The following is a 2012-nucleotide window of genomic DNA, read 5'->3' on the forward strand; positions in this document are numbered from 1 at the left end:
AATCCCAGTATCGCGCACAGTGACGGCCGGGGGCGCGACTCGTAGGAGTCGCGGCCCCGGCCGTTTTGGCGTGCTGCCCGGTGCCCGCCGCGTTTCTCGGTCGGCCGCGGGTTTCGGAGGCCGGTACGGGTGCTGGGGAACGGAAGAGCCGCGTACGGTCGCCCTCACCGACGTCCGTACGCGGCGTCTCCGCCTGCCGGGGCGCTCTGCGCGCCGCTCTCGCCCGTCCGCGAGTTTTCGCGGCGGCGGCCTCCCCGGCGGCACTGGCTCCCCGTCCCCAGGGGATCAGTGCCGGCTTGATGTGGCTCAGTGACCGATCAACTCGGCCACCGCCTGGGCCTGGTTCGCCATCTGCTCCCAGCCGCCGAACAGGACGGCCAGCAGCACCGCGCAGGGCAGCGCCATGGCCAGCGCGACGGCCGGGTGCCTGGTCGGCTCCGCGGCCTTCGGCTGAGTGAAGGCCGGGCGACGGCGGCGGGAGGTGGATCCCGTGGGCTGCGGTGCCATGCCCTGACTCCTGACTCGTGAGTGCGGCCGGTGACGGATGCTGGAAGGGTGGTGCACGTGGGCGCGGTGGACGGCTTACCTCGGGGGACGAGCTCCCCGTCCACCGCTGAGAACAACGGTATGGCGTGAGGGGGTTGGCGGACGTCATGCCGTCGTACTGTTCTCCGGGCCTCCCGGAGGATGACGATGGGACCTGCGGACTACTACCGCAGGGGGAGACCCCCGCCGGGCGGCCCCCGGGGGAACCCTGAGAGGCGACCCCGAGAAACGATTCGGCACCCCGCCGGCCCATGGTCGGCCCACGGTCAGACCATGGTCGGTCCAAGATCCGACAATCGGACGGTGGCTTCAGGTGTTGCGTATCAGCACACCGCAGCGGGCAGTCCGTAAGCTGTGCCGGACAGGAACTGACGACGCCCCACCCGACGGGGCCTCACCGACAGTCTGACGGGGAAACGGGAATGACGATGATGCGGCTGAGGCGTGAGGACCCCCGCATCGTCGGGCCGTACCGGCTGCACCGGCGGCTGGGAGCCGGCGGCATGGGCGTGGTCTACCTCGGCTCGGACCGCCGGGGGCAGCGCGTCGCGCTCAAGCTGATCCGGGCCGAACTGGCCGAGGACGTCGAGTTCCGCACCCGCTTCGCCCGCGAGATCGCGGCCGCGTCCAGGATCCGGGGCGGCTGCACCGCGCGCGTCATGGGCTCCGACATCGAGGCCGACCGGCCCTGGCTGGCCACCGCGTACGTCCCCGGGCCGTCCCTCTACAAGCGGGTCGGCGACGAAGGGGTGCTGGGGTGGCCCGAGGTCGCCCGGATCGGGGCCGCGCTGGCCGACGGACTGGTCAAGGTGCACGAGGCGGGCGTCGTCCACCGGGACCTCAAGCCGTCCAACATCCTGCTCTCGCCCCGCGGGCCGCGCATCATCGACTTCGGCATCGCCTGGTCCCGCGGGGCCAGCACGCTCACCCACGTCGGCACCGCCGTCGGCTCCCCCGGCTTCCTCGCCCCCGAGCAGGTCCGGGGGGTCGCCGTCACGCCCGCGACCGACGTCTTCGCCCTCGGCGCGACGCTCGCGTACGCGCTCACCGGGGACACCCCGTTCGGCTCGGGAGCCTCCTCCGAGGTGATGCTCTACCGCGTCGTCCACGAGGAGCCCGACCTCTCCGCGGTACCGGCGCAGCTGGCGCCGCTGATCGGGGCCTGCCTGGCCAAGGAGCCCGCCGAGCGGCCCGGGGCGGCGGCCCTGCACGAGCGGCTGAACGAACTGGCCATCCGGGGCGCGGCGGGCCCCGCCGGTGGCGCGGCCGGCTCCGGCGGCGGGTCGGGAGGCGGATCGGGCGGCGGCTCCGGCGGGCATTTCGGGCGGGGCCGCAGTGCGGGGGCGCGCGGCGAGGCGGCCGGGCGGGAGGACCTCGCCGGGCGGGCCGGCGCCGTGCCCGGAGCGGCCGGTGGCCCCGGCGGGGGCCGGGCGGGCGCCGTCCGGGGCGCCGAGGGACGGCCCGGG

2 protein-coding genes and 1 tRNA gene (1 of these 3 only partly in view) are annotated in these 2012 nt (G+C 74.9%); 2 read left to right on the plus strand and 1 reads right to left on the minus strand.

Features of this window, described 5'->3' with window-relative positions; all coding sequences use genetic code 11:
- A tRNA-Val gene (locus ACFP3U_RS09715) sits at window positions 1-17 on the plus strand; it begins 155 nt to the left of the window's first position.
- A gap of 289 nt (window positions 18-306) precedes the next feature.
- Here ACFP3U_RS09715 and ACFP3U_RS09720 read toward each other — a convergent pair.
- Window positions 307-507, minus strand: a complete 201-nt coding sequence (locus tag ACFP3U_RS09720) for a hypothetical protein (RefSeq protein WP_380224899.1) — start codon at window positions 505-507, stop codon at window positions 307-309.
- Between the two features lie 461 nt (window positions 508-968).
- Here ACFP3U_RS09720 and ACFP3U_RS09725 point away from each other — a divergent pair.
- Window positions 969-2012: serine/threonine-protein kinase (locus ACFP3U_RS09725; RefSeq protein ID WP_380224900.1), on the plus strand; the 1044-nt coding region annotated here is incomplete at its 3' end.

Source organism: Kitasatospora misakiensis, from assembly GCF_042656005.1.
In the GTDB taxonomy this organism is placed as follows: Bacteria; Actinomycetota; Actinomycetes; order Streptomycetales; family Streptomycetaceae; genus Kitasatospora; species Kitasatospora misakiensis.

What these genes read in the sequence shown, in the direction of transcription:
- ACFP3U_RS09720 (WP_380224899.1), bottom strand. Translation starts at nt 507, where the DNA reads ATGGCACCGCAGCCCACGGGATCCACCTCCCGCCGCCGTCGCCCGGCC.